This is a genomic window from Pseudomonas baetica (genome assembly GCF_051216495.1).
Classification (GTDB): domain Bacteria; phylum Pseudomonadota; class Gammaproteobacteria; order Pseudomonadales; family Pseudomonadaceae; genus Aquipseudomonas; species Aquipseudomonas baetica_B.
This window is the reverse complement of the sequence record NZ_JBPKAM010000059.1, coordinates 17,850-39,562: the sequence shown is the minus strand read 5'-3', so window position 1 is coordinate 39,562 and position 21,713 is coordinate 17,850. Positions and strand designations below refer to the sequence as shown.

The 21,713-nt window shown below is 61.6% G+C and carries 24 protein-coding genes; 16 read left to right on the top strand and 8 right to left on the bottom strand.

The genetic code is table 11. The annotated features are described in order from the left end of the window. Nucleotides 1–192: 192 nt before the first annotated feature. Nucleotides 193–1,101 carry a DMT family transporter gene (locus ACSFE6_RS20255; RefSeq protein ID WP_435429250.1) on the bottom strand — a complete coding sequence of 303 codons (909 nt, stop codon included), beginning with the start codon at nt 1,099–1,101 and terminating at the stop codon, nt 193–195. A 98-nt stretch (nt 1,102–1,199) separates the two neighbouring features. On the opposite strand from ACSFE6_RS20255, the gene ACSFE6_RS20250 reads away from it, so the two are divergent. Further along, entirely contained in the window at nt 1,200–2,063 is an 864-nt protein-coding gene (locus tag ACSFE6_RS20250) for a LysR family transcriptional regulator (RefSeq protein ID WP_435429249.1), read from the top strand. Nucleotides 2,064–2,184: 121 nt separating this feature from the next. Here the strand turns inward: ACSFE6_RS20250 and yegQ are convergent, their stop codons facing one another. Next, nucleotides 2,185–3,510: a tRNA 5-hydroxyuridine modification protein YegQ gene (gene yegQ / locus ACSFE6_RS20245; RefSeq protein WP_435429248.1), complete on the bottom strand. Its 1,326-nt coding sequence runs from the start codon at nt 3,508–3,510 to the stop codon at nt 2,185–2,187. A 163-nt stretch (nt 3,511–3,673) separates the two neighbouring features. Here yegQ and ACSFE6_RS20240 point away from each other — a divergent pair, with 163 nt between their 5' ends. Beyond that, on the top strand, nt 3,674–4,735 hold the full coding sequence (locus ACSFE6_RS20240; protein WP_435429247.1) for an AI-2E family transporter: 1,062 nt from the start codon (nt 3,674–3,676) through the stop codon (nt 4,733–4,735). On the opposite strand, the gene ACSFE6_RS20235 is transcribed toward ACSFE6_RS20240, so the two are convergent. The 3 genes from ACSFE6_RS20235 to ACSFE6_RS20225 all read right to left on the bottom strand — a co-directional run bounded on the left by ACSFE6_RS20235 (nt 4,732) and on the right by ACSFE6_RS20225 (nt 5,973). Beyond that, nucleotides 4,732–4,923, bottom strand: a complete 192-nt coding sequence (locus tag ACSFE6_RS20235; protein WP_435429246.1) for a hypothetical protein — start codon at nt 4,921–4,923, stop codon at nt 4,732–4,734. The two genes, ACSFE6_RS20240 and ACSFE6_RS20235, sit on opposite strands and share 4 nt — an antisense overlap. Before the next feature lie 115 nt (nt 4,924–5,038). After that, nucleotides 5,039–5,233, bottom strand: coding sequence for a hypothetical protein (locus ACSFE6_RS20230; protein ID WP_435429245.1), 195 nt, complete (start codon nt 5,231–5,233; stop codon nt 5,039–5,041). A 377-nt stretch (nt 5,234–5,610) separates the two neighbouring features. Further along, nucleotides 5,611–5,973, bottom strand: coding sequence for a hypothetical protein (locus tag ACSFE6_RS20225; protein WP_435429244.1), 363 nt, complete (start codon nt 5,971–5,973; stop codon nt 5,611–5,613). Nucleotides 5,974–6,217: 244 nt separating this feature from the next. On the opposite strand from ACSFE6_RS20225, the gene ACSFE6_RS20220 reads away from it, so the two are divergent. Then, entirely contained in the window at nt 6,218–7,036 is an 819-nt protein-coding gene (locus tag ACSFE6_RS20220) for a shikimate 5-dehydrogenase (RefSeq protein ID WP_435429243.1), read from the top strand. Nucleotides 7,037–7,237: 201 nt separating this feature from the next. Next, nucleotides 7,238–7,756, top strand: coding sequence for a cupin domain-containing protein (locus tag ACSFE6_RS20215; protein WP_435429242.1), 519 nt, complete (start codon nt 7,238–7,240; stop codon nt 7,754–7,756). Nucleotides 7,757–7,874: 118 nt separating this feature from the next. Here the strand turns inward: ACSFE6_RS20215 and ACSFE6_RS20210 are convergent, their stop codons facing one another. Beyond that, nucleotides 7,875–8,522, bottom strand: coding sequence for a YceH family protein (locus ACSFE6_RS20210; RefSeq protein ID WP_435429241.1), 648 nt, complete (start codon nt 8,520–8,522; stop codon nt 7,875–7,877). A gap of 322 nt (nt 8,523–8,844) precedes the next feature. On the opposite strand from ACSFE6_RS20210, the gene ACSFE6_RS20205 reads away from it, so the two are divergent. From ACSFE6_RS20205 to ACSFE6_RS20150, 12 genes are all read left to right on the top strand, one after another. After that, entirely contained in the window at nt 8,845–9,822 is a 978-nt protein-coding gene (locus tag ACSFE6_RS20205; protein WP_435429240.1) for an NAD-dependent epimerase/dehydratase family protein, read from the top strand. 46 nt (nt 9,823–9,868) lie between these two features. Continuing rightward, nucleotides 9,869–10,609: a glycosyltransferase family 2 protein gene (locus ACSFE6_RS20200; protein WP_435429239.1), complete on the top strand. Its 741-nt coding sequence runs from the start codon at nt 9,869–9,871 to the stop codon at nt 10,607–10,609. Then, nucleotides 10,606–10,884: a lipid-A-disaccharide synthase N-terminal domain-containing protein gene (locus ACSFE6_RS20195; protein WP_435429238.1), complete on the top strand. Its 279-nt coding sequence runs from the start codon at nt 10,606–10,608 to the stop codon at nt 10,882–10,884. Before ACSFE6_RS20200 ends, ACSFE6_RS20195 begins: the two co-directional genes overlap by 4 nt. A 3-nt stretch (nt 10,885–10,887) precedes the next feature. After that, a complete protein-coding gene (locus ACSFE6_RS20190; RefSeq protein ID WP_435429237.1) occupies nt 10,888–12,408 on the top strand; it encodes an ArnT family glycosyltransferase in 1,521 nt (506 codons plus the stop codon). Continuing rightward, the gene (locus tag ACSFE6_RS20185) at nt 12,405–13,346 is read left to right on the top strand and encodes an SdiA-regulated domain-containing protein (protein WP_435429236.1); all 942 of its coding nucleotides are present in this window, start codon (nt 12,405–12,407) and stop codon (nt 13,344–13,346) included. Before ACSFE6_RS20190 ends, ACSFE6_RS20185 begins: the two co-directional genes overlap by 4 nt. Then, nucleotides 13,346–14,764, top strand: coding sequence for an ArnT family glycosyltransferase (locus ACSFE6_RS20180; protein ID WP_435429235.1), 1,419 nt, complete (start codon nt 13,346–13,348; stop codon nt 14,762–14,764). The genes ACSFE6_RS20185 and ACSFE6_RS20180 overlap by 1 nt, the downstream gene beginning before the upstream one ends. Before the next feature lie 128 nt (nt 14,765–14,892). Beyond that, on the top strand, nt 14,893–16,065 hold the full coding sequence (locus tag ACSFE6_RS20175) for an acyl-CoA dehydrogenase family protein (protein WP_435429234.1): 1,173 nt from the start codon (nt 14,893–14,895) through the stop codon (nt 16,063–16,065). Next, the gene (locus ACSFE6_RS20170; RefSeq protein WP_435429233.1) at nt 16,062–17,255 is read left to right on the top strand and encodes an acyl-CoA dehydrogenase family protein; all 1,194 of its coding nucleotides are present in this window, start codon (nt 16,062–16,064) and stop codon (nt 17,253–17,255) included. The genes ACSFE6_RS20175 and ACSFE6_RS20170 overlap by 4 nt, the downstream gene beginning before the upstream one ends. A gap of 13 nt (nt 17,256–17,268) precedes the next feature. Further along, a complete protein-coding gene (locus tag ACSFE6_RS20165; protein ID WP_435429232.1) occupies nt 17,269–18,051 on the top strand; it encodes an SDR family oxidoreductase in 783 nt (260 codons plus the stop codon). A 2-nt stretch (nt 18,052–18,053) separates the two neighbouring features. Next, nucleotides 18,054–18,512, top strand: coding sequence for a MaoC family dehydratase (locus tag ACSFE6_RS20160; protein ID WP_435429231.1), 459 nt, complete (start codon nt 18,054–18,056; stop codon nt 18,510–18,512). A 30-nt stretch (nt 18,513–18,542) separates the two neighbouring features. After that, on the top strand, nt 18,543–19,745 hold the full coding sequence (locus ACSFE6_RS20155) for an acetyl-CoA C-acyltransferase (RefSeq protein ID WP_435429230.1): 1,203 nt from the start codon (nt 18,543–18,545) through the stop codon (nt 19,743–19,745). After that, the gene (locus tag ACSFE6_RS20150; protein ID WP_435429229.1) at nt 19,746–20,129 is read left to right on the top strand and encodes a steroid Delta-isomerase; all 384 of its coding nucleotides are present in this window, start codon (nt 19,746–19,748) and stop codon (nt 20,127–20,129) included. It begins immediately after the preceding gene. Between the two features lie 143 nt (nt 20,130–20,272). Here the strand turns inward: ACSFE6_RS20150 and ACSFE6_RS20145 are convergent, their stop codons facing one another. Together ACSFE6_RS20145 and ACSFE6_RS20140 are read right to left on the bottom strand one after the other, a co-directional pair. Next, a complete protein-coding gene (locus ACSFE6_RS20145; protein WP_435429228.1) occupies nt 20,273–20,758 on the bottom strand; it encodes an SRPBCC family protein in 486 nt (161 codons plus the stop codon). A 13-nt stretch (nt 20,759–20,771) separates the two neighbouring features. Beyond that, nucleotides 20,772–21,548, bottom strand: coding sequence for an SDR family oxidoreductase (locus ACSFE6_RS20140; RefSeq protein WP_435429227.1), 777 nt, complete (start codon nt 21,546–21,548; stop codon nt 20,772–20,774). Nucleotides 21,549–21,713 lie beyond the last annotated feature (165 nt).

Genomic DNA, 21,713 nt, shown 5'->3' with positions numbered 1-21,713 from the left:
CAAAGCACTTAGAAAACTCCACCAATTACCAAAAATCCAACTTGGCACCCCCCGACACACCCACCAACCAACCCCCCCCCCCCCCCCCCCCCCCCCCCCCCCCCCCCCCCCCCCCCCCCCCCCCCCCCCTTCGCCCCCCCCCCCCCCCCCCCCCCCCCCCCCCCCCCCCCCCCCACAAGGGATTTCGTTGTGTCAGGTACGCGCCACCCGAACCACCGGCCGCCGCTCCAGATTCAACGCCAGCACACTGATCAACACCACCACCGCGCCCACTGCCACCATCAAGGTCGGCCGTTCGCCCAGCCCCACGGACGCCATCGCCATCGCCGTCGGCGGCACCAGATATAAGGTCATGGTCGCCCGGCTCAGGTCCACATGTGCCAGCACATAGGCCCAGGCCAGGTAGGCCAGGGCGCTTGGAAAAATCCCCAAGGCAACCACCGCGAACTGCACACGCAAAGGGGCATGAGTCACTTGATCCAGCAGTCCGGGCAGGAAAATCATCAACAACGCTGTCCCCGACCAGACCGTGTAACACACCAGCGTCAACCCGTCGTAACGCCCGGTATGGTGCTTTTGCAGGGCGAAGTACAGGCTCCAGGACAACGCCGCCAACAGGATCAACAGGCCATGGGCATCGATGCTGCCCAGGCCGTGGTCGCCCGCGACCACAATCAGCACACCCAACAAACCGAGGATCACGCAGCCCCAGCGCCACAGGCTGACGCGATCCTTGAACACAAACCGCGCCAGCAAGGTGCTGAACAGTGGCGTTGTCTGTGCCAGTACGCTCGAGGCGCCAGCGCTGACGCCCTGCTGGCCGAAGTTGATCGCCACGTGATGCAGGCTCACCGCAAAGAAACCCAATCCCATCAGCAGCGGTACATCGCGAAGGTTGGGCAGGCGAATGCCCCTGAACAGCGCAACCACGGCCATGAACAGCGACGCCAGCAGGAAGCGCAGCAATGCCAGGTGCACGGGGTCGTAGGCCTGCAAGCCGATGTGGATGCCGGTCGGGGAGTAACCCCAGCAGGCCACGACGAAGGCCGTGGCCAGGATGATTTTCAAGGAGGAAGCGGAGGAGGGCGTGAGGTCGTTCATGGTCGAGCACCGACAGGCAGGTGCACTGAGTATCAGAATGCCGACTGTTCGCCACAACTGACTTATACTGCGCTAACCATTCACTTTGAGTGATGTATATGGAGCTGGCTCAGATTCGCATGTTCAAGACCGTGGCCGAGATCGGCAGTATCGCCCGTGCCGCAGAGTTGCTGCATTGCGTGCCATCGAATATCACGGCGCGGATCAAGGCGCTGGAGTCGGAGTTGGGCGTCGCGTTGTTTCTGCGAGAGGGGCGCGGGCTGCGCATCAGCCCGTCGGGGCAGACCTTTCTGGCCTACGCCTCGAAGATCCTGGCCCTGACCGCCGAAGCCAAGCGTGCGGTGGACCCGTCCGCCGAACCGTCCGGGCCGTTGCGCATCGGCGCCATCGAGTCTTCGGCCACCGGCCGCTTGCCACGCTTGCTGGCGAAATTCCACAAGCGATTCCCGGCCGTGGCGCTGGAGCTGACCACCGGCTCCTGGGGCCAGTTGCTGGATGACACCCTGAGCCATAGCCTCGACGGCGCCATCGTGGCGGTGGATGTCGAGCGTTCGCACCTCAAGCGCACACCGATGTACCGCGAGGACCTGTTGCTGATTGCGTCGAGCTCCCTCGGTCCGGTGCGCGACATGACCGATCTGCAGGACAAGACCGTGTTCATGTGGCCCCAGGGTTGTCCGTATCGGGCGGCGCTGGAGCATTGGTTGTTGCGTCAGGGCCAGGCGTTGCCGATCGTCAGCCTGGCCAGTTATGGCGCGATTGTCGGCTGCGTCAGCGCCGGGGCCGGTGTGGCGCTGGTGCCAAAAGGGGTGTTCGATCAGTACGCCAAGGGCGCCGGTTGCGTCGGCTACGAATTTCCCGAGCTGACCGCGATCGACAACCTGTTCTACTGGCATGAAAACGCCGGGGTGCACCCGGCGCGAGAGGCGTTTGTGGCAATGTTGCGCGAAGAGTTCGCCTAGTTAGGTATTCGATCAACTGTAGGAGCGAGCCTGCTCGCGATGGACGTCAACGATAACGCGTACTGTCTACGTGACCGCGCTGTCTGGGCGTTTTTCGCGAGCAGGCTCGCTCCTACAGGTGTCAGGTCACACCCACATCCCGCATCAACAATCCAAAATCCAAATCCACCGCATCCGGTATCGGCAGATACACCGTATGCCCGTCCCCCGGTGCCACCTCGATCAGCTCTCCTTTAGCGTTTTGCAATTGATGCAGGTCGAAATGGAAGTTGCCCTTGGGGGTCATGAGTTCCATGTGGTCGCCCAGGGCAAAGCGGTTTTTCACCTTCACTTCCGCCAAACGATCCCGTCGCTCGCCGGTCAGTTCGCCGACAAACTGCTGTCGCTCCGACACCGAGCTGCCGTGCTGGTAGTTCTGGTATTCGTCGTGCACGTGCCGGCGCAGGAAACCTTCGGTGTAGCCGCGCTGGGCGAGGGATTCCAGGTCCGTCATGAGGCTGCGGTCAAACTCGCGGCCTGCCACTGCGTCGTCGATCGCCCGGCGATAAACCTGGGTGGTTCGCGCGCAATAAAAGTGCGATTTGGTTCGCCCTTCGATTTTCAGGGAGTGCACCCCCATCTGCGTCAGGCGCTCGACATGTTGCACGGCTCGCAGGTCCTTGGCGTTCATGATGTAGGTGCCGTGTTCGTCTTCGAAGGCCGGCATCAACTCGCCCGGGCGATTGGCTTCCTCCAGCAGGAACACTTGTTCGGTGGGAGTGCCGATGCCCAGGGTCGGTTCCGGCTGGTATTGCTGGACGATCTCGCCGTGCTGATCCTGCGTGGCCTCCTGTGCCGAATACTTCCAGCGGCAGGCGTTGGTGCAACTGCCCTGATTGGCATCGCGCTTGTTGATATAGCCCGACAGCAGGCAGCGACCTGAATAAGCCATGCACAACGCGCCGTGAACAAACACTTCCAGTTCCATGGCCGGGACCTGTTGGCGGATCTCGGCGATTTCTTCCAGCGACAGTTCCCGCGACAGGATGATCCGGCTCAGGCCCTGTTGCTGCCAGAACTCGACGCTCGCCCAGTTCACTGTGTTGGCCTGCACCGAAAGGTGAATCGGTGTCTGCGGATAGTGCCGGCGTACCAGCATGATCAGGCCCGGGTCGGACATGATCAGGGCATCGGGCGCCATGGCGATGATGGGTGCCAGGTCCTTGAGGAAGGTCTTGAGCTTGGCGTTGTGCGGCGCAATGTTCACCACGACATAGAAGCGCTTGCCCTGGGCCTGGGCCTCAGCAATACCGAGGGCCAGGTTGGCATGGTCGAATTCGTTGTTGCGCACCCGCAGGCTGTAGCGCGGCTGGCCGGCATAGACGGCATCGGCGCCATAGGCGAAGGCATAACGCATGTTTTTCAGGGTGCCGGCGGGGGCGAGCAATTCGGGGGCAATGAGGTTCATGGCGGGTGTGATCGCAAAAGTCGCGCAGGGTATACGCCTTGTCCCGAGGGTTCATTGATCTGGATCTATGCTTGATGCACAAATCGATGGCACTCGCGCGAGCCGTTGTGGCCTAAGCATCAGGGCGGGCATTCGCCTCCCGGCGCACTGGCGTGGATCGGACATGAACGAAGAAAACGTGCAAGACAGATCGCTGACGATTCTGCTGGGCGTGGTGAGTGTCGCGTTCATCTGGATCCTGCTGCCGTTTTATGGCGCGGTGTTCTGGGCGGTGATTCTCGGCATCCTCTTCGCGCCCCTGCAGCGTCGACTTCAGTTGAAGTTCGGTTGGCAACGCAACCTGACGTCGCTGCTGACCTTGAGCATCTGCCTGGTCATCGCGATTCTGCCGGTGATCATCATCAGCGCGCTGCTGGTCCAGGAGGGGGCGGCGGTGTACCAGCGCATTGAAAGCGGTGAGCTGGACATCGCCGGCTATGTAGCGCAGTTCAAGCACAGCTTGCCGCCGTACTTCCAGCATTTAATGGATCGCTTTGGCTTGGGCGAGCTGGAGGGTATGCGGGAGAAAATCATCAAGAGCGCGGTGTCTGGCGGGCAAGCGCTGGCGACTCAGGCGTTCAGTTTCGGCCAGGGAACGTTCGAGTTCATCGTCAGTTTCTTCATCATGCTGTACCTGTTGTTCTTTTTCCTGCGCGACGGCGCGGAGCTCGCACGCCAGGTGCGCGCTGCCATCCCGTTGGAGGAGCAGCAGAAGCGTCGTTTACAGCTCAAGTTCAATCGCGTGGTCAGGGCCACGGTGAAAGGCAACCTGCTGGTGGCGGTCACGCAGGGCGCATTGGGCGGTTTGATTTTCTGGTTTTTGGATATCCCAAGCGTAGTGCTGTGGGCAGTGTTGATGGCGTTTCTGTCGCTATTGCCGGCGGTGGGGGCGGGGATCGTCTGGGCGCCGGTGGCGGCGTTTTTCCTGTTTACGGGGGCGATCTGGCAAGGTGTGGTGCTGGGGTTGTTCGGGGTGTTCGTGATCGGCCTGGTGGATAACCTGCTGCGCCCGATCCTGGTGGGCAAGGACACGAAAATGCCGGACTACCTGATTCTGATTTCGACCCTGGGCGGACTGGCGGTGTTCGGGCTCAACGGTTTTGTCATCGGCCCGTTGATCGCGGCGCTGTTCATGTCGAGCTGGGACATTTTCCTCGAAACCAAGCCGCGGGTTCAGTTGCCTTAGGCGTCGAGCTTGCCGGCCTTGCCCGCAGCGACCTGTTGCGACATCGCTTGGGCGGCGGGCAGCGAAGTGAGCGGACCGCTGATCGGTTCGCCGTCCAGCACCAGATACCAGCAGGCAAGCAGGCCCGACGCCCTGAGCGAGGCGGGTACGGCGCTGCCGATAACGGACATGATCTGAACCTGAGACATCTTGAGTACCTCCAGCAATCTATGGAGATACGTTACGGCCCCGGCGATTTTTCCGACAATCACCGTTTTCGATAGTGGTCATTGACGCCGTTGAGGCCAGAAGACCGTCTGTCGCTCAGTCGACCACCTGATCCAGCATATGCACCACTTCCTGCTCATTGAGCAGGCCTTTGCGCACCAGGTTTTGCGTCAGCAACGAGAGAAACTTGGCGGTGCGGTGTCCCTCCAGCTGCTTGAGCTCGGTCAAGACGTTGTACACCTTGCTGGAAGTGCACAGGCCGACAATGCGGTGCGGGTTCTGTGTGGGCATGAGGGCGTCCTTGTTGTTATCAACCTGTTGTGGGCGGACAGGTTCAAGCTTGCGGATCTGACATGACATGAACATGACGGTTTTCCCCAGCCGAAACTATCCCGATTGCGACACCGACACGATTTATCCAGACCTGCACCGACGAACGGCACCCATACCTGTAGGAGCGAGCTCGCTCGCGATGGTCGTCAACGATAACGCGGGCTATCTGAATGCCCGCGTTGACTGGGTGTCCATCGCGAGCAGGCTCGCTCCCACAGTGGCCTGTGTGTACCTGAAGAAACACGGTCCACTGTGGGAGCGAGCCCGCTCGCGAAGGCGATAATGGCCTTCACCAAAAGCAAAAAAAGCCCCGCGTGCGGGGCTCTTTTGCGTGGTTACCAGCGACCATAACCATGGGGTGGACCGTAGTAACCGCGTGCTGGGCCGTAATAACCACGGGGCGGACCATAGTAGATCGGTGCCGGACGGTAGTAGATCGGTTGTTGCACGTACACCGGGGCCGGTTGGTAGTAAACCGGTGGTGGCGGTGCGTAATAAACCGGTGCCGGAGGGGCGTAGACCGGTTGTGGCGCGACATACACCGGCCGGTTGGCGTTGATCAGGGCTGAGCCGACGATGGCCGTCCCGACGATCGCTCCAAAAACCGCCGCGTCATTACCACCACCGTGGGCTTGCACCTGCCCTGTGATAGCCAGAGCACCGATCAGCAGAGCAACTGTGGGGACTTTACGGATCATGATAGTACCTCGGTTCATCGCCCCGGCGCTTGTGTCTGCAATAGACCCAAGGATTGTCGCGGGGATACATCTAAGACAGCTTTTTTTTGAGAATCAGCACAGCCGTTGGGTAAATTTTGTGTAAGGTCTGTACCGGTTTGCTTACGGTCTTGTGAGGCCACCGGCAGGCACAGGAATATGATCGATCAGAACTGGTTGGGCGACTAATCCCGTCCATCCGAAAGTGCATTGCAAGGAGATCCGCATGCAGATGAATCCGAACAAAGACACCCAGTTATGCATGTCCCTCTCCGGGCGCCCCGGGAACTTCGGCCTGCGATTTCACAATCATCTGTATGAGCAATTGGGCCTGAATTTCTACTACAAAGCCTTCAGCAGCCAGGATTTGCCGGGTGCGGTGGGTGGCATTCGCGCGCTTGGGATTCGCGGCTGCGGCGTGTCGATGCCGTTCAAGGAGGCCTGCATTGCCCTGGTCGATGAATTGGATGCATCGGCCGCCGCTATCCAGTCGATCAATACGATCGTCAACACCCAGGGCCATCTCAAGGCCTACAACACTGACTACATCGCCATCGCTCAGTTGCTGGAAACCCACGCGGTGCCCAGGGACATCACCTTCGCCCTGCGTGGCAGCGGCGGCATGGCCAAGGCCGTGGCCAGTGCCTTGCGCGATGGTGGCTACAAGAATGGCTTGATCGTGGCGCGAAACGAGCAAGCTGGCCGGGCGCTGGCCGATTCACTGGGATATGAATGGCAAGCGGAACTCGGTGGCCGGCGCCCGCAGATGCTGGTCAACGTCACCCCGGTGGGCATGGATGGCGGGCCGGAGGCCGGTCAACTGGCGTTTGCGGGTGACGTGATCAAGGCTGCGGATATTGTCTTCGATGTGGTAGCGATTCCCTCGGAAACGCCGTTGATCGTGCAGGGGCGTGCCGAAGGCAAGCAAGTGATTACCGGGCTGGAAGTGATTGCCATCCAGGCACTTGAGCAATTCGTGCTGTACACCGGTGTACGGCCGACGCAGGAGCAGTTTCAGGCGGCGGTGGCGTTTGCCCGGAGTTGATCCTCAGGTTATTGGCTGGCTGTACTGAACTCTTCGCGAGCGGGCTCGCTCCCACAGGTTATGTGAACACCACAAATCTCTGTGGGAGCGGGCTTGCCCGCGATGGGGGCGACTCGGTCTTGCAGATAGACCCCGGCCTATACTGCTGGCCAGCAAGCAAAGTCTTGCCCACCCACAACAATCACCGTGACCGAGGTTTCCATGCATCCACCGATTCTCAATCTGGATCAGGTCGAACTTGAGCCGTTGCCCGAAGCCTTTGCCCCGACCGGTGAAACCGCCGGTCGCTATCGGCAGCGCCAGGCTCGCATCGGCCAGCAACTGGGGGCGCAGAAGCTCGGTTATCGCTTGTACGCACTGGAACCGGGGATGCGCGGTAGTCCGTTTCACAGCCATCGGGTCAACGAAGAAATGTTCTATGTCGTGGCCGGGGAGGGCGAGGTGCGGCTCGGTGCCGAGCGTTTTCCGATTCGTGCCGGCGACGTGATTGCCTGCCCGGCGGGCGGTCCGGAAAAGGCGCACCAGATCATCAATACCAGCCAAGCCGAACTGCGCTACCTGGCGGTCAGCACCCAGCAATCACCGGACATCTGCGAGTACCCCGACTCTGGCAAGTACGCGGTAATGGAAGACTTCAAAGTCGATGCCGATGGCAATGCCACAGGGTTCGTCGCCGTGGCCCGGCAAGAGGATGGGGTGGATTACTGGGAGGGGGAGTAACAACAAACACCACAAAACCCTTGTGGGAGCGAGCCTGCTCGCGAAAGAGGCCTGTCAGTCACGTCAATGGTGTCTGATACTCCGTCTTCGCGAGCAGGCTCGCTCCCACATTGTTTCGTCACTCCAATCGCGCCAACCGCTCCTCCAGCGCCGCGATCCGTGCTTCAAGTTCCTCGATCCGCTCCACCGAAACCCCGCTGCCACCGCTGCGCTCCACCGGGTTCTGCCGCGCCGCGAGGATCACTTCGATGTCCGCCGGATCGCCCAGTGAATGCATGTAGCGGTCTTCGCGCTGACCGCCCTGGCGCGGAATCAGCAGTGCCAGATCCCGGGCAATCAAGCGCTCAAGCTGATGCACGACCTGCTCGGTATCTTCGAAATCATGCATGCGCCCGCTGCGGGTCAGCAGCTCGTTGACGGTTTGCGGGCCGCGCAGAAACAGCAGCCCCATCAGAATGACCTGGGCGGGCACCAGTTCCAGGGCCTTGTCGACCTTGTGCTCCCAGCGATCGGCGCGGCTACCCATCACCAGTTTGGCGAAACCGCGTCCTTCGAGGGCGCGCAAGCTCTGGCCGACCTGACCCGGGGTCAGGTTCATCACCGGTTCGCGGCTGGTTTTCTGGTTGCAGGCGATCACCAGCGCATTGAGGGTCAGCGGATAGGTTTCCGGGCTGGTGGCCTGTTTCTCGATCAACGAACCCAGGATGCGGATTTCGGTGCTGTTGAGGCGTGGTTCGTCGAAGGTCGTTTCTTGCTCGGTGGTCATGGTTCTGCGTCCTTAGCGGATTCATGTTTTTCGCTGTCGTGGATGCACTTTAGATTGGCGCGCGGCAATGGCAATACAAATCGTTGCACCACGTGACCGTTTGCGCTGAAAACCTGAACGAAGCCTGAACGAATTGTTAACGACTTTTTTACAGTTTGCCCGGCACCGTATGCAGGCTGCGCTCAGCAGCTCTTCATGGTGGGATGCCGCGTGTCTTGCGCATCGGACAACGTCACCGGCTTTATTTTTGGGATATGGGGCAGGGCATGGGGCGGACGTTGTTTTTGGCCCGGCACACTGTGCTGGTCGAGGTACATGGGGCATGACTGTTTTGGTCACCGGCGCCGCCGGTTTCATTGGTTTTCATGTGGCCCGACGTTTGTGTCAGGACGGCCATGATGTGGTGGGGATCGACAACCTCAACGACTACTACGACGTATCGCTCAAGCAGGCGCGACTCAAGGAACTGGAGGCCTTGCCAGGTTTTCGTTTCGAAAAAATCGACCTCGTGGACAAACCGGCCCTCATGGCCGTGTTCGGTGAGCATCGCTTCACCGACGTGGTGCATCTGGCCGCCCAGGCGGGGGTGCGCTACTCGCTGGACAACCCCGATGTCTATGGCCAATCCAACCTGGTGGGTTTCCTCAACGTGCTGGAAGCCTGTCGGCAGCACCGCTCCGGGCATCTGATCTATGCGTCGAGCAGTTCGGTGTACGGCGCCAACAGTAAAATTCCGTTCTGCGTCGAAGACCCGGTCGAACAGCCGATTTCGCTGTACGCGGCCAGCAAGCGCGCCAATGAATTAATGGCCCACAGCTATTGCCACCTGTACGGACTCAAGGCCAGTGGCCTGCGCTTTTTCACGGTGTACGGACCCTGGGGTCGGCCGGACATGGCGTTGTTCAAGTTTACGGAGGCGATGCTCAAGGGTTTGCCCATCGACATCTATAACCAGGGGCAGATGGCGCGGGATTTCACCTACATCGATGACATCGTCGAAAGCATCGTCCGCCTGCGCACCCGCCCGCCGGTCCCGAAAAACCACGGCGAAGGTGTCAATCGGCTGTTCAATATCGGGCGCGGCCAGCCCGTGGCCCTGCTGGATTTCGTCGACTGCCTGGAGTCAGCGCTTGATGTACAGGCCATTCGCAATTTCATGCCGCTGCAAGCCGGCGACGTGGTCAAGACCTGGGCCGATGTCACGGCGCTGACCGAGTGGATCGACTTCCGCCCGCAGGTGGCGGTCGCCAAGGGCGTGGCGGAATTTGTCAGTTGGTATCGGCAGTTTTATCGGCTGTAAGTATTGGCCCCTGATTATTTAAATCTAATAAGAACGAGTGAGCTCCATGAGCCAGGACATTTTTGTATCAGTGCTGATTCCAGCGAAAAACGAAGCGAACAACCTCAAGCCCTTGCTCGAGGAAATTCGTGTGGCTCTGGCCGATGAGGCTTACGAGATCATCGTGGTCGACGATGGCAGCACCGATGCCACCTTGCACGAACTGCGGCAAATCCGCTACGACGGCCTGGATACCTTGCGCATCCTGCGTCATGAGCGTTCGCTGGGGCAAAGCACTTCGCTGTATCACGCGGCACAGGAAGCCCGCGGGCAGTGGCTGGCCACCCTTGATGGCGACGGCCAGAACGACCCGGCGGACATCCCCGGCATGCTCGCGCTGGTGCGCGGCGAGACGGGCATGATCGATGTGCAACTGGTGGCCGGCCATCGGGTCAATCGTCGCGATTCGGCGAGCAAGCGTTGGGCCTCGCGCTTCGCCAACAACCTGCGTAGCCGCCTGCTGAAAGACGCCACCCCGGACACCGGCTGCGGATTGAAACTGATCGAACGGGCGGCTTTTTTGCGCCTGCCATATTTCGACCACATGCACCGCTACATTCCGGCGCTGATCCAGCGCCACAACGGCCGAATGATCGTCCATCCGGTCAATCACCGGCCCCGCACCGCCGGGGTGTCCAAGTACGGCAACCTCGACCGCGCCCTGGTGGGCATCCTCGACCTGATCGGTGTCTGGTGGCTGATCAAGCGTACGCGGCTGAACACCATCGCCCAGGAGATCGAAGCATGATCCTGACCCGCGAAACGTTGTGGCTGGTGATCGGTTTTGCCGGGCAAGTCGCGTTTACCGGCCGCTTCGTCCTGCAGTGGCTGTACAGCGAATACAAGAAACGCAGCGTGATTCCGACCAACTTCTGGTACCTGAGCATCGTTGGCAGCACCTTGCTGCTGGCCTATGCCATTTACCGTGAAGACCCGGTGTTCATTGCAGGGCAAGCCTTCGGCTCGATCGTCTATCTGCGCAACCTGCAATTGATTGCCAAAAGCAAAAAACTCAAGGAATAAATCATGCGTCGATTGCTATCGCCCGGGATTGAATGCCTGGGCTTGATGCTGCTCGCCTTGCTGTTGGTCGGCGCAGGCCTGGGCTTGCGCCAGGCGCAGAACGTCGATGAAGAACGTTTCCTCGGCGTCGCCCTGGAAATGTTGCACCACGGCGCCTGGCTGATCCCGCACCGCGCCGGGGAAATCTACGGTGACAAGCCGCCGATCTTCATGTGGACGGTGGCGTTCTTTGCCTGGTTGACCGGCAAACCCAACCTTGCCCTGTACCTGCCGGGCCTGTTCTCGGCGGTGACTGTCACCGCGATGGTCTATGACCTGGGGTGGCGGCTATGGACTCAGCGCATCGGGCGCACGGCGGCGCTCTTGTACCTGGCGACCTACCAGACCTACAGCATCCTGCGCACCGGACAGATCGACAGCTTTCTGATCCTGTTCACCACCCTGGGCCTGTACGGGCTGACGCGTCATTTGCTGCTCGGTCCGGCGTGGCGCTGGTTTTACGTCGGCTGCGCGGCCATGGGCATCGGCGTGATCACCAAGGGCGTGGGCTTTCTTCCGGCGCTGCTGTTGATCCCGTACGCCTATGCGGTACGCAAGGGCTGGCCCGGCGTAGTCGCGATGCCGGGGGAGGCGCGCAAGTGGCTGCTGGGGTTGGCGGTGATGCTGGCGGCCATCGGCATCTGGTTGCTGCCACTGACCTTGTCCATTTTGTTGAATGGCGGCGCTGACGAAATCGCCTATGCGCGGGAAATCCTCCTGCGCCAGACCGCCGGGCGCTACGCCGCCGCGTGGGATCACCGCGAGCCGTTCTGGTACTTCTTTACCAACGTCATCCCGCAGTATTGGCTGCCGCTGGTCCTGGTGCTGCCATGGCTGGTGCCTGCGTGGCGCAGGCAGCTGCAAAAGCGCGATGGCCGGGTGCTGGTGCTGCTCGCCTGGGTAGCGTTGGTGGTGCTGTTCTTTTGCATCAGCGCCGGCAAGCGCAAGTTGTACATCTACCCGGCGCTGCCTGGCCTGGTGCTGGCGGCCGCACCACTGATCCCCTGGCTGCTGCAGCGTTGGTTCCGTCAGCGCCCGCGGCTGCGTCGAGTCTTCCCGGCACTGGTGGTGAGCTGGTTCGTGCTGTGGTTCGCCCGGGGCTTCATCGAGCCGATCAAGGACGGCGCCAATCCCCATGAAGCGATCATGGCGCAGGCGTCGACCATGACCCATGGCGCCGACCTGGTCCTGGTGAACTGGCGCGAAGGGCACTGGCTGTTCGCTCGCCAACCGATCGTGCACTTCGGCATGGCTGACTCGACGGTCGAGCAGGCGGCGCAATGGTTGCGCCAGAACCCCAAGGCCTATGCCCTGGTCCCGGATGAGTTGCTGAACCGGTGCTTCAAGCCAGAGGCCGCCCATGAGCTGGGCGAAACATCCCGTGCGCAATGGTCGATCGTCGGGGCTGATGCCGATAACGGCCAATGCCATCCGGGTCAGCCTGACCATGTTTTTCGTTTTGACTGGGATCGAGAAAAAGCATGAGTAAAGCAAGAAAGGCTGGATTGCTCATTGTCATCATTGCCTTGGTTCTGTTGTTCGCCACCGGTGCCCGATCTGTCGTGTACTCGCAGTTGTACGGACACCTGCACAACAAGTGGCCTGGCAATCAGGCGCCTGACAAAAATATTTGGCTGCCGGATTTCAAGGCTGTCATCCAGGGTAAGCGCATCAAGGGGGTCACCGATTTGTCCGGCATCGCCTACGACTTTGATCGCGACCGGCTGCTGGGCATCACCAATGGTTCACCCATGCAGATTCTGGCACTGAGTCGTGACGGTGATTTGCTCGGGCGGTACCCGCTGGTCGGGTTCGAAGACACCGAAGGCATTGCGTACATCGGTGGTGGGCGGGTGGTGATCGCCGATGAGCGATTGCAGCAACTGGACATCATCACCTTGCCGGATACCCCGTCGCCCATCCATGTTGAACAGGCACAGTTTCTCGCCATTGGCGTCAACCTCAGCGACCACAACAAAGGGTTCGAGGGCGTGACGTACGATGCGGCCAACGATCGCATTTTCGCCGTCAAGGAGCGCGAGCCCCGGCAACTGTACTCGGTCACCGGCATGCTGGCTTCCATGGGCGGTCCCTTGCAGATCCGCATCAAGGACCTGACGTCCTGGGTCGACCGGAGCGTTTTCAGCCGTGACCTTTCCGAGGGCTACTACGATCCGAAGACCGGGCACCTGTTGTTGCTCAGCGAGGAGTCCAGCAACGTCACCGAGCTGGATGAGAAGGGCAACTTCGTCAGCATTCTTTCCCTGCGCAAGCAGGCGGGCGATCTCAAGCGAACCCTGTTGGGTGCCGAAGGGATGACCATGGATGCCGATGGAGAGTTGTATATCGTCTGCGAGCCGAACCTGTTCTACCGCTTCAGCAAATCGCGGAACACTCAGATAGCTGGCGTGGGAAAACCCTGATGAAGGCAAGCCTGAGTCAAATCTCGAACCGCAATATCGCCTTGCTCACTGCCATTGCCATTGCCCTGCTGTTTTTCTGGGGGCTGGGCAGCGTGCCGTTCCTGAGTGTCAACGAGGCCCGTCGGGCCGTGACCGTGCGTGAAATGCGTGAGGCCGGGAACTGGTTGCTGCCTTACATGAACGGTGAGTTGTACCTGTCCAAGCCTCCGTTCTTCTACTGGGCGGGGCTGGTTTCAACGGCCGTGCTGGGCAGCCTGTCCGAGTGGAGCGTGCGCTTGCCATCGGCGTTGGCCGCGACCTTGTGCTGTATCGCCACCTATCTGTACGGCGTGAAGCAAGCGGGGCGCCAGGCCGGATTGTTCGCCGTGGTGTTTCTGGCGGCCAATGGCGCTTTCAGTCTGTTTGCCCGGCGCTCGGAAATCGAAATGCTGCTGACCTTGCTGTGCTTCGGCGCCTTGCTGGCGGCCTGGCAGTTTATTTTCCGGCAGGGTCGGGTCGCGTGGAGCCGGTTCAGCTACATGCTTTTAGGCTGCGCGCTGCTGACCAAGGGGCCGGTTTGCCTGCTGTGGGTAACGGCACCGGTGCTGCTGTATGCACTGATCTATCGCGATGCCCGGGCCAAAGCCTGGCTGTGTGACGGTTGGGGCTGGCTGATTGCCGTGGCGCTGGGCAGCTCCTGGTACGTGGCCGTGTCCCTGAATCAGGGCTGGGGCATCTGGGCGTCGATCATCAACGAAGACATTGTGAAGAAGATCGACGGGCAGGGCGCCGAGGCCTGGTACGCCTATCTGTTGTACCTGGCCGGTGATTTCTTTCCGTTCTGGCTGATCGTGTTTGTGCAGCCGCGCAGGTTCTGGGCAATGATCCGCGCGCGCCGCGAAGCCGCCATGCTGCTGTGTTGCAGCCTGCTGCCACTGGTGGTGTTTTCCCTGTTCACCGAAAAACATGGCAAGTACTTGTTGCCGGTTTACCCGTCCATGGCGTTGCTGCTGGCCATGCACTGGTCGGCGCTGCTCGATGATATGAAGGGGCGCTGGCGCGCTGTCCTGGCCGTCGTGCCCGGCGTGATGCTCGCCGGGTTCGTGGTGTTCTACATGTTCGTCGAAGCTAGGGTGTTGTCTCATCGTGTGGGGGGGCTGGAGCAGGTCGCCACGCTGGCAAGCGGGCAGCCGGGCCAGAAGGCTTACACGGTCGGTGAGCCGGATATCCGCCTGGTCTATTACATGGGGCGGCCGGTAGCACCTTTGTCGGATGCGCAGTTGCAAGCCGGTTCCCGCCCGACAGGGCTGTTGTTCGTGCAGGAACCCCTCGACCCGCAACTGCAAGGCCTGGATGCGTGCAAGGTCGGCGAAATCAACCCGTACCTCAAGCCCGGTCGTGCAGCACTCCTGGTGCACATGGGCGATGCGTGCCGCTGACCGGTCGCACATCGCCCGTTCGGACTAGGCAAGGCTAACGATTCTACCGCCTCCGGGCGGCGCCAAACTTCATGCTCAAAGGGGTGCTGCGCCACGCGCGCCCCGCGAAACGAGCAGAAGGCGCCGCGATGGAGTTTGCATTCAGCGACGAACAGGAAATGATCCGTGCATCGGCCGAAGGTTTTCTCGCCGATGTATCGGATTCGGCCGCCGTGCGCGCGGCCATGGTCAGTGAGCGAGGTTTCGATGAAGCCCTCTGGCAGCGTCTGTGCCAGGAAATGTACTGGCCAGCGATTCACATCCCCGAAGCTTACGGTGGGCTAGGCCTTGGCTTCGTCGAACTGGCGATCCTGCTGGAACAGATGGGCCGGCGCTTGCTGTGCTCGCCGTTCTTTGCCACGGCCTGCATGGCCACGCCTGCACTGTTGCTGGCAGCCAATGACACACAAAAGCAACGTTGGCTGTCCGCTATCGCCGACGGCAGCCTGACCGCAACGCTGGCCTTTGGCAGTGGCAACGGTTGGGCGGCGCAGGATGTTCAAGCGACCGCAGTGGTCGAGGGCGAAGGTTTCGTGCTCGACGGCACCCTCAAGCATGTCATCGATGGCCATGGCGCCGACCTCTTGATCATCGCGGCGCGAACGCCTGGAAGCACCGGCGAGGCGGGTATCAGCCTGTTCGCCGTGGACGCGCAGCAAGCCGGGATTGAGCGGCAGAAGCTGCCGACCATGGACCAGACCCGACGGCAGGCACGGATTCATCTCAAGGGCCTGTACGTGGGCGCCGACTGCCTGCTCGGCGAGTTCGGCACGGGGTGGCCGCACCTGGAGCGAGTCCTGCAACTGGCCTGCATCGGCCTGGCCGCCGAACAGACCGGCGGCGCGCAGCAGGTGCTCGACCTCAGCGTGGCCTACATGCAGGAACGCCAGCAGTTCGGCCGTCCCATCGCCAGTTTCCAGGCCCTCAAACACCGCGCCGCCGACATGATGCTGCAGGTCGAATGTGCCCGTTCGGCCTGCTACTACGCGGCTTGCGTGGCTCAGGAAGTCCTTGACCCGCAGGGCGACCCTCAGGTAGCCGCCGAACTGCCGCTGGCGGCGGCACTGGCCAAGGCGCAGTGCTCGGAAACCTATTTCCACTGCGCCGCCGAATCGATCCAGTTGCACGGCGGCGTCGGCTTCACCTGGGAATACGATCCGCACCTCTATTTCAAGCGTGCCCGCGCCAGCGAAAGCTTTCTCGGGCGACCGGCCTGGCACCGCGAGCGCATTGCCACGGTGATTCTCGGGGAGCAGCCATGAAAATCAGTTTCAGCGAGCAGGACGAGCGCTTCCGCCAGGAAGTCGCCGACTGGATGAGCGCCAACCTTTGCGGTGAATTCGAGCCCCTGCGCTTTCGCGGTGGACCGGGGGACGAGCACATGTTTCCCGAGGAGCGCAAAGCCTGGGAACGCAAACTCGCCGAGGGCGGCTGGACCTGTGTCGGTTGGGCGCCGGAACACGGTGGACGCGGCCTTTCGATCACCCGGCAAGTGATTTTCCACGAAGAGTATGCCCGCGCCGGTGGCCCCGGGCGCATGGGGCATATCGGCGAAGGCTTGGCCGGGCCAACCATCGCCGCCTTCGGCACAGTCGAGCAGCAACAGCGTTTTCTGCCGGGCATCGTCAGTGGCACCGAGTTCTGGTGCCAGGGCTATTCCGAGCCGGGCGCGGGTTCGGACCTGGCCAACGTCAAGACTCGCGCCGTGCTGGATGAAGCGACTGGCCGGTGGGTGATCAACGGCCAGAAAGTCTGGACTTCCCTGGCCCACGAGTCGGATTGGTGCTTTGTCATTGCCCGCACCGAGCCGGGCAGCGTCGGCCATCGAGGCCTGTCGTTCCTGCTGGTGCCCATGGCCCAGGCTGAAATCACCGTTCGCCCCATCGAGCAGCTGACCGGTACCTCGGAATTCAACGAAGTGTTCTTTGACGACGCTCGCACTGACGCTGCCAACATCATTGGCGCACCGGGCGACGGCTGGAAGATTGCCATGGCGCTGCTGGGGTTCGAGCGCGGTGTCTCGACCCTCGGCCAGCAGATGCAGTTCCAGAACGAGCTGAACGAAATCATCGCCATCGCCAAGGCCAATGGCGCGGACCGCGATCCGATCCTGCGCCAGCGTCTGGCCGAGGCCTGGAGCGGGCTGCGGATCATGCGCTACAACTCGCTGCGCATGCTTTCCGGTGAGCAGGACGGGTCGCTGCGCAAAGAGGCAACCATCTACAAGCTGTTCTGGTCCACCTGGCACGCCAGCCTCGGCAAGTTGGCGATGGACGTGCTCGGCGCCGAAGCGGAACTGCTCGAAGCCGCACCTTACCAACTGACCCGTTTGCAGTCGCTGTACCTGTTCAGCCGCGCCGACACCCTCTACGGCGGCAGCAACGAAATCCAGCGCAACATCATCGCCGAACGCGCCTTGGGCATGCCCAAGGAACCGCGTGCGCGTACCTGAAAGGAGAGCCTCCATGTCTGTACCTCAATATGTTGAAGGTCGCGGCCTGCTGCGCGGCAAGTCGGTGCTGATCACTGCGGCGGCGGGGGCCGGGATCGGCTTTTCCGCCGCCGTGCGCGCCGCCGAAGAAGGTTGCCGCGCACTGATGGTCAGTGACATCCACGAAGGCCGGTTGGCCGAGGCGGTGCTGAAAATCCGCCAGGCCACGGGCCTGCAACAGGTGTTCGGCCAAGTGTGCAATGTCACCGATGAAGCCCAGGTGCAGCAGCTGGTGGCCAGCGCCGAGCGCGACCTGCAAGGCGTCGATGTGCTGATCAACAACGCTGGCCTCGGCGGCTCGCGTTTGCTGGTGGACATGCCTGACGAAGAGTGGAATCGGGTCATCGATGTGACGCTCACCGGCACCATGCGCATGACCCGCGCCATGCTGCCGAAAATGATCGAGCGCCGGGCCGGGGTCATCGTCAACAACGCCTCGGTGCTGGGCTGGCGCGCGCAGAAGGAACAGGCGCACTACGCCGCCGCCAAGGCCGGCGTGATGGCCTTGACCCGTTGCGCGGCGGTGGAAGCCGCCGACCATGGCATCCGCATCAACGCGGTCAGCCCGAGCATCGCCCTGCACGATTTCCTGCGCAAATCCGCGCCCCAGGCCGTGCTCGATCAACTGGCCGCCAATGAAGCCTTTGGCCGTGCCGCCGAAGTCTGGGAAGTGGCCAACGTGATGATGTTCCTGGCCAGCGACTACAGCTCCTACATGACCGGCGAAGTGTTGTCGGTGTCCAGTCAGAGGGCTTGAGCATGCCGCGTATTTTCGACACGCCGATGGCCCTGTTCGAAGCCGTTGGCCAAGGGCTTGGCGTCAGCGATTGGCTGTTAGTGGATCAGGACCGGATCAATCTGTTTGCCGACGCCACCGGTGATCACCAGTGGATTCACGTCGATCCAGTGAAGGCGGCCAACGGGCCATTTGGCACCTGCATTGCCCACGGTTACCTGAGCCTGTCACTGGTCAATCTGTTCCTGCCGCAGATTGTCGAAGTTCGTGGCCTGGCCATGGGCGTCAATTACGGCTGTGAGCGGGTGCGCTTTCCCGCCGTCGTCCGCGTCGGCTCGCGGGTTCGAGGCAGCGCGCAACTGGTCGCGGTCGAGGAAGTGAAAGGCGGCGTTCAGGCGACCATCCGCGTCAGCGTCGAGATCGAAGGTGAGGAACGCCCTGGCTGCGTGGTCGACACCATCAGCCGCTATTACCCCGTCTGAGCCCCCTACAGAACACTCAAGGAATTCAGCATGAAAGAAGCCGTCATCGTTTCCACCGCCCGCACGCCCATCGGCAAGGCCTTTCGCGGCGCGTTCAATGACACCGAAGCGCCGCAACTGGGTGGCCACGTGGTGCGCGAAGCCGTACGTCGCGCCGGTATCGAGCCTGGGGAAGTGGACGATGTGATCATCGGCGCCGCGGCCCAGCAGGGCACGCAGTCCTACAATTTGGGGCGCCTGTGCGCGATTGCCGGTGGCTTGCCCACCTCCGTTGCCGGGATGGCGGTGGAGCGCCAATGTTCGTCAGGCTTGATGAGCATCGCCATGGCCGCCAAGGGCATCATGTGCGACGAAATCGACATCGCCGTGGCCGGTGGCCTGGAGTCGATTTCCCTGGTGCAGAACAAGCACAAGAACCTCTACCGCAACCAGTCGGGTTCGGTGATCGATCTGGATCCGCGTGCGTATATCCCGATGATCGAAACCGCCGAAATCGTCTCTGCGCGCTACGGCATCTCTCGTGAGGAGCAGGACGAGTACAGCTACCAGAGCCAGGTGCGCACCGCCCTGGCCCAGGGTGCCGGGCGCTTCGACCGTGAGCTGGCGGCGCTGACCAGTCGCCAGGCGATCTTCGACAAGGCCACCGGTGAAACCCGTTATGAACTCGTCACCCTGCAGCGGGACGAATGCAACCGTGTCGATACCACGCTCGACAGTCTGAGGGCTCTGGAGCCGGTGTGGCCGGGTGGACAGTGGAGCGACAAGGGCCGTTTCATCACGGCCGGCAACGCTTCGCAATTGTCGGACGGCGCATCGGCGTCAGTGTTGATGAGCGCGAAAATGGCCGAGAAGCGTGGCCTGGAACCCTTGGGTATTTATCGCGGCATGGCGGTCGCCGGCTGCAATTCCGACGAGATGGGCATCGGTCCGGTGTACGCCATACCGAAATTGCTCAAACGCCATGGTTTGACCATGGAACACATCGGCCTGTGGGAGCTGAACGAGGCCTTCGCCTGCCAGGTGCTGTATTGCCGCGACACCCTGGGCATTCCCGCCGAGCGCCTGAACGTCAACGGCGGCGCGATTGCCATCGGCCATCCTTTCGGCATGTCCGGGGCGCGCATGGTCGGTCATGCGCTGATCGAAGGCCAGCGTCGCGGGGTGCGTTATGTGGTGGTGAGCATGTGCATCGGTGGCGGCATGGGCGCAGCCGCACTGTTCGAGGTGGTCTGAATGATCGGAGCACAACAGGTTCAGGCAACCATGGCGCGTTACGTGGAGTTGGTGGATGCCGGCGATATTGACGGCATCCTCGAGCTATATGCCGAAGACGCCACCGTCGAAGACCCGGTTGGCCAGGCACCCTTGCAAGGAATCGATGCCATCGAGCGTTTCTACAGGCAGGGGTTGGGCGCGATGAAAGTCTCGGCGACCCGCACAGGTCCCGTGCGCGCGACCTCCAACGGTTGCGGCGCGATGCCGTTTCGGGTCGACATGGAGTGGGGTGGGCAGCCGTGTTCGCTGCATGTGATCGATGTCATGGAGTTCAACGCGAATGGCAAGATCCGCTCGATGAAAGCCTATTGGAGCGAGGTCAACATCGTCCCTCGGGCCTGATCATTGTGGGTGCGTCGATTCCAATTTCTAAGGTCGACGCAAATCAACTGTAGGAGCGAGCATGCTCGCGATGGTCTCAAGGACGCCGCGGGTATCCTGAAACCCCGCGTTATCGTTAACGACCATCGCGAGCATGCTCGCTCCTACAGGGTTGCGGTGCGTTTGAAATCTGCGTTCTGGGTACGACCGGTTTCGTAGTAAGCCTTGAGGTTCTCGGCAATCTGCCGTACCACCTTGTTGAAAGCCTTGCCCAGCCATCTTTCCATCAGCCTGCCACCGCGCAGGCTGTAGTGCATTTGCAGGGTGATGCGCGTTGCGTTGCCTTCCGGTTGTAGCCCGTAGCTGAAACTCGCCTTACGAAACGGAAAGGGCGAGTCACTGCCTTCCTTGTGCAACCGCAACTCGAACCCCACGCCTTCGCGCCACTGCACCACGCTTTCATCCAGGTACTGACCGCCCTTGCGCAGTACCCGGCGACTGGCGCCAAGGCCTTGTTTTGGGCCGGGATGGAACTGGCAACCGGTCAGTCCCGGCACATAGTGCGGGGCCAGGCTCAGGTCGCTCAGTTTGCTCCAGGCGACGTGTTGCGCGAGGTTGAGCAAGACGCTGTGGCGGGCAATCGCGGGCATGTCGGTTTTCCTTTTATGAGTGGGTTTGCGCGGCATCGAGAAACGCAGGCCGTTCACCGCCGCCATGCACGGCAATGTCCGCTCCGCTGATATAACGGGCCAAGGACGAGGCCAGGTACAGGCAGGTATCACCGATGTCTTCGGGGGTCGCCAGGCGCTGCAACGGGATGGTCGCGGCCACCCGGGCAATGCCCTCCCGGTCGCCATAATGCATGGCCGCCTGCTCGGTGAGAATCAGCCCGGCGGTCACCGCATTGACCCGCACCTTCGGCGCCCATTCCACTGCCAGCGAGGTGGTCAGGTTGAGCAACCCGGCCTTGGCCGCGCCGTAAGCCGCAGTGCCGGGGGAGGGGCGAGTGGCGCTGACGCTGCAAATGTTGATGATCGCGCCGCCGTCGGGCTGGGTCTGCATCACCCGGTTGGCCTGCTGGCAGAGGTTGAGCGGGGCGATCAGGTTCAGGCGGATGATCGATTCGCTGAAGCGTGGCGAGGCACTGGCGGCATCGGCATTCGGCGAGCCACCGGCATTGTTGACCAGTACATCGAGGCGACCGAAGCGCTCGACGATGCTGTCGATCAAACGTCCGGACTGCTCGACATCCCGCAGATCGCACGATACGAACAGCGCCTCACGCCCGTTGCTGGCGGGCAGGGTTTGCGGAGCTTCGCGACCGCAGATCACCACCTCGGCGCCCCGGTCGAGAAAACATTGACTGATACCGCGACCGACGCCTTTGCCACCGCCGGTGACCAGTACCACTTTGCCGCGAAAGTCCATCGGGTCAAGCATGGGATGCCTCGTTGTCTGGCTCGGGAATGCTGTCGATGCTAGGTCTGCATGACCTGTTGGCCTACGTCCGATGGGACTAGAGACCCTTTGTAGGAGCGAGCTTGCTCGCGATGGACTCAAGAACACCGCGGGGTGTCAGGCATCCAGCGTTATCGTTAACGACCA

Bases quoted from the DNA above. Each gene is read 5' to 3' on its own strand.
- ACSFE6_RS20185 (WP_435429236.1), top strand. From the start codon at position 12,405: ATGAGTAAAGCAAGAAAGGCTGGATTGCTCATTGTCATCATTGCCTTG.
- yegQ (WP_435429248.1), bottom strand. From the start codon at position 3,510: ATGAACCTCATTGCCCCCGAATTGCTCGCCCCCGCCGGCACCCTGAAA.
- ACSFE6_RS20140 (WP_435429227.1), bottom strand. From the start codon at position 21,548: ATGCTTGACCCGATGGACTTTCGCGGCAAAGTGGTACTGGTCACCGGC.
- ACSFE6_RS20240 (WP_435429247.1), top strand. From the start codon at position 3,674: ATGAACGAAGAAAACGTGCAAGACAGATCGCTGACGATTCTGCTGGGC.
- ACSFE6_RS20160 (WP_435429231.1), top strand. From the start codon at position 18,054: ATGCCGCGTATTTTCGACACGCCGATGGCCCTGTTCGAAGCCGTTGGC.
- ACSFE6_RS20205 (WP_435429240.1), top strand. From the start codon at position 8,845: ATGACTGTTTTGGTCACCGGCGCCGCCGGTTTCATTGGTTTTCATGTG.
- ACSFE6_RS20175 (WP_435429234.1), top strand. From the start codon at position 14,893: ATGGAGTTTGCATTCAGCGACGAACAGGAAATGATCCGTGCATCGGCC.
- ACSFE6_RS20180 (WP_435429235.1), top strand. From the start codon at position 13,346: ATGAAGGCAAGCCTGAGTCAAATCTCGAACCGCAATATCGCCTTGCTC.
- ACSFE6_RS20225 (WP_435429244.1), bottom strand. From the start codon at position 5,973: ATGATCCGTAAAGTCCCCACAGTTGCTCTGCTGATCGGTGCTCTGGCT.
- ACSFE6_RS20200 (WP_435429239.1), top strand. From the start codon at position 9,869: ATGAGCCAGGACATTTTTGTATCAGTGCTGATTCCAGCGAAAAACGAA.
- ACSFE6_RS20145 (WP_435429228.1), bottom strand. From the start codon at position 20,758: ATGCCCGCGATTGCCCGCCACAGCGTCTTGCTCAACCTCGCGCAACAC.
- ACSFE6_RS20190 (WP_435429237.1), top strand. From the start codon at position 10,888: ATGCGTCGATTGCTATCGCCCGGGATTGAATGCCTGGGCTTGATGCTG.
- ACSFE6_RS20150 (WP_435429229.1), top strand. From the start codon at position 19,746: ATGATCGGAGCACAACAGGTTCAGGCAACCATGGCGCGTTACGTGGAG.
- ACSFE6_RS20220 (WP_435429243.1), top strand. From the start codon at position 6,218: ATGCAGATGAATCCGAACAAAGACACCCAGTTATGCATGTCCCTCTCC.
- ACSFE6_RS20215 (WP_435429242.1), top strand. From the start codon at position 7,238: ATGCATCCACCGATTCTCAATCTGGATCAGGTCGAACTTGAGCCGTTG.
- ACSFE6_RS20230 (WP_435429245.1), bottom strand. From the start codon at position 5,233: ATGCCCACACAGAACCCGCACCGCATTGTCGGCCTGTGCACTTCCAGC.
- ACSFE6_RS20195 (WP_435429238.1), top strand. From the start codon at position 10,606: ATGATCCTGACCCGCGAAACGTTGTGGCTGGTGATCGGTTTTGCCGGG.
- ACSFE6_RS20235 (WP_435429246.1), bottom strand. From the start codon at position 4,923: ATGTCTCAGGTTCAGATCATGTCCGTTATCGGCAGCGCCGTACCCGCC.
- ACSFE6_RS20210 (WP_435429241.1), bottom strand. From the start codon at position 8,522: ATGACCACCGAGCAAGAAACGACCTTCGACGAACCACGCCTCAACAGC.
- ACSFE6_RS20250 (WP_435429249.1), top strand. From the start codon at position 1,200: ATGGAGCTGGCTCAGATTCGCATGTTCAAGACCGTGGCCGAGATCGGC.
- ACSFE6_RS20170 (WP_435429233.1), top strand. From the start codon at position 16,062: ATGAAAATCAGTTTCAGCGAGCAGGACGAGCGCTTCCGCCAGGAAGTC.
- ACSFE6_RS20255 (WP_435429250.1), bottom strand. From the start codon at position 1,101: ATGAACGACCTCACGCCCTCCTCCGCTTCCTCCTTGAAAATCATCCTG.
- ACSFE6_RS20155 (WP_435429230.1), top strand. From the start codon at position 18,543: ATGAAAGAAGCCGTCATCGTTTCCACCGCCCGCACGCCCATCGGCAAG.
- ACSFE6_RS20165 (WP_435429232.1), top strand. From the start codon at position 17,269: ATGTCTGTACCTCAATATGTTGAAGGTCGCGGCCTGCTGCGCGGCAAG.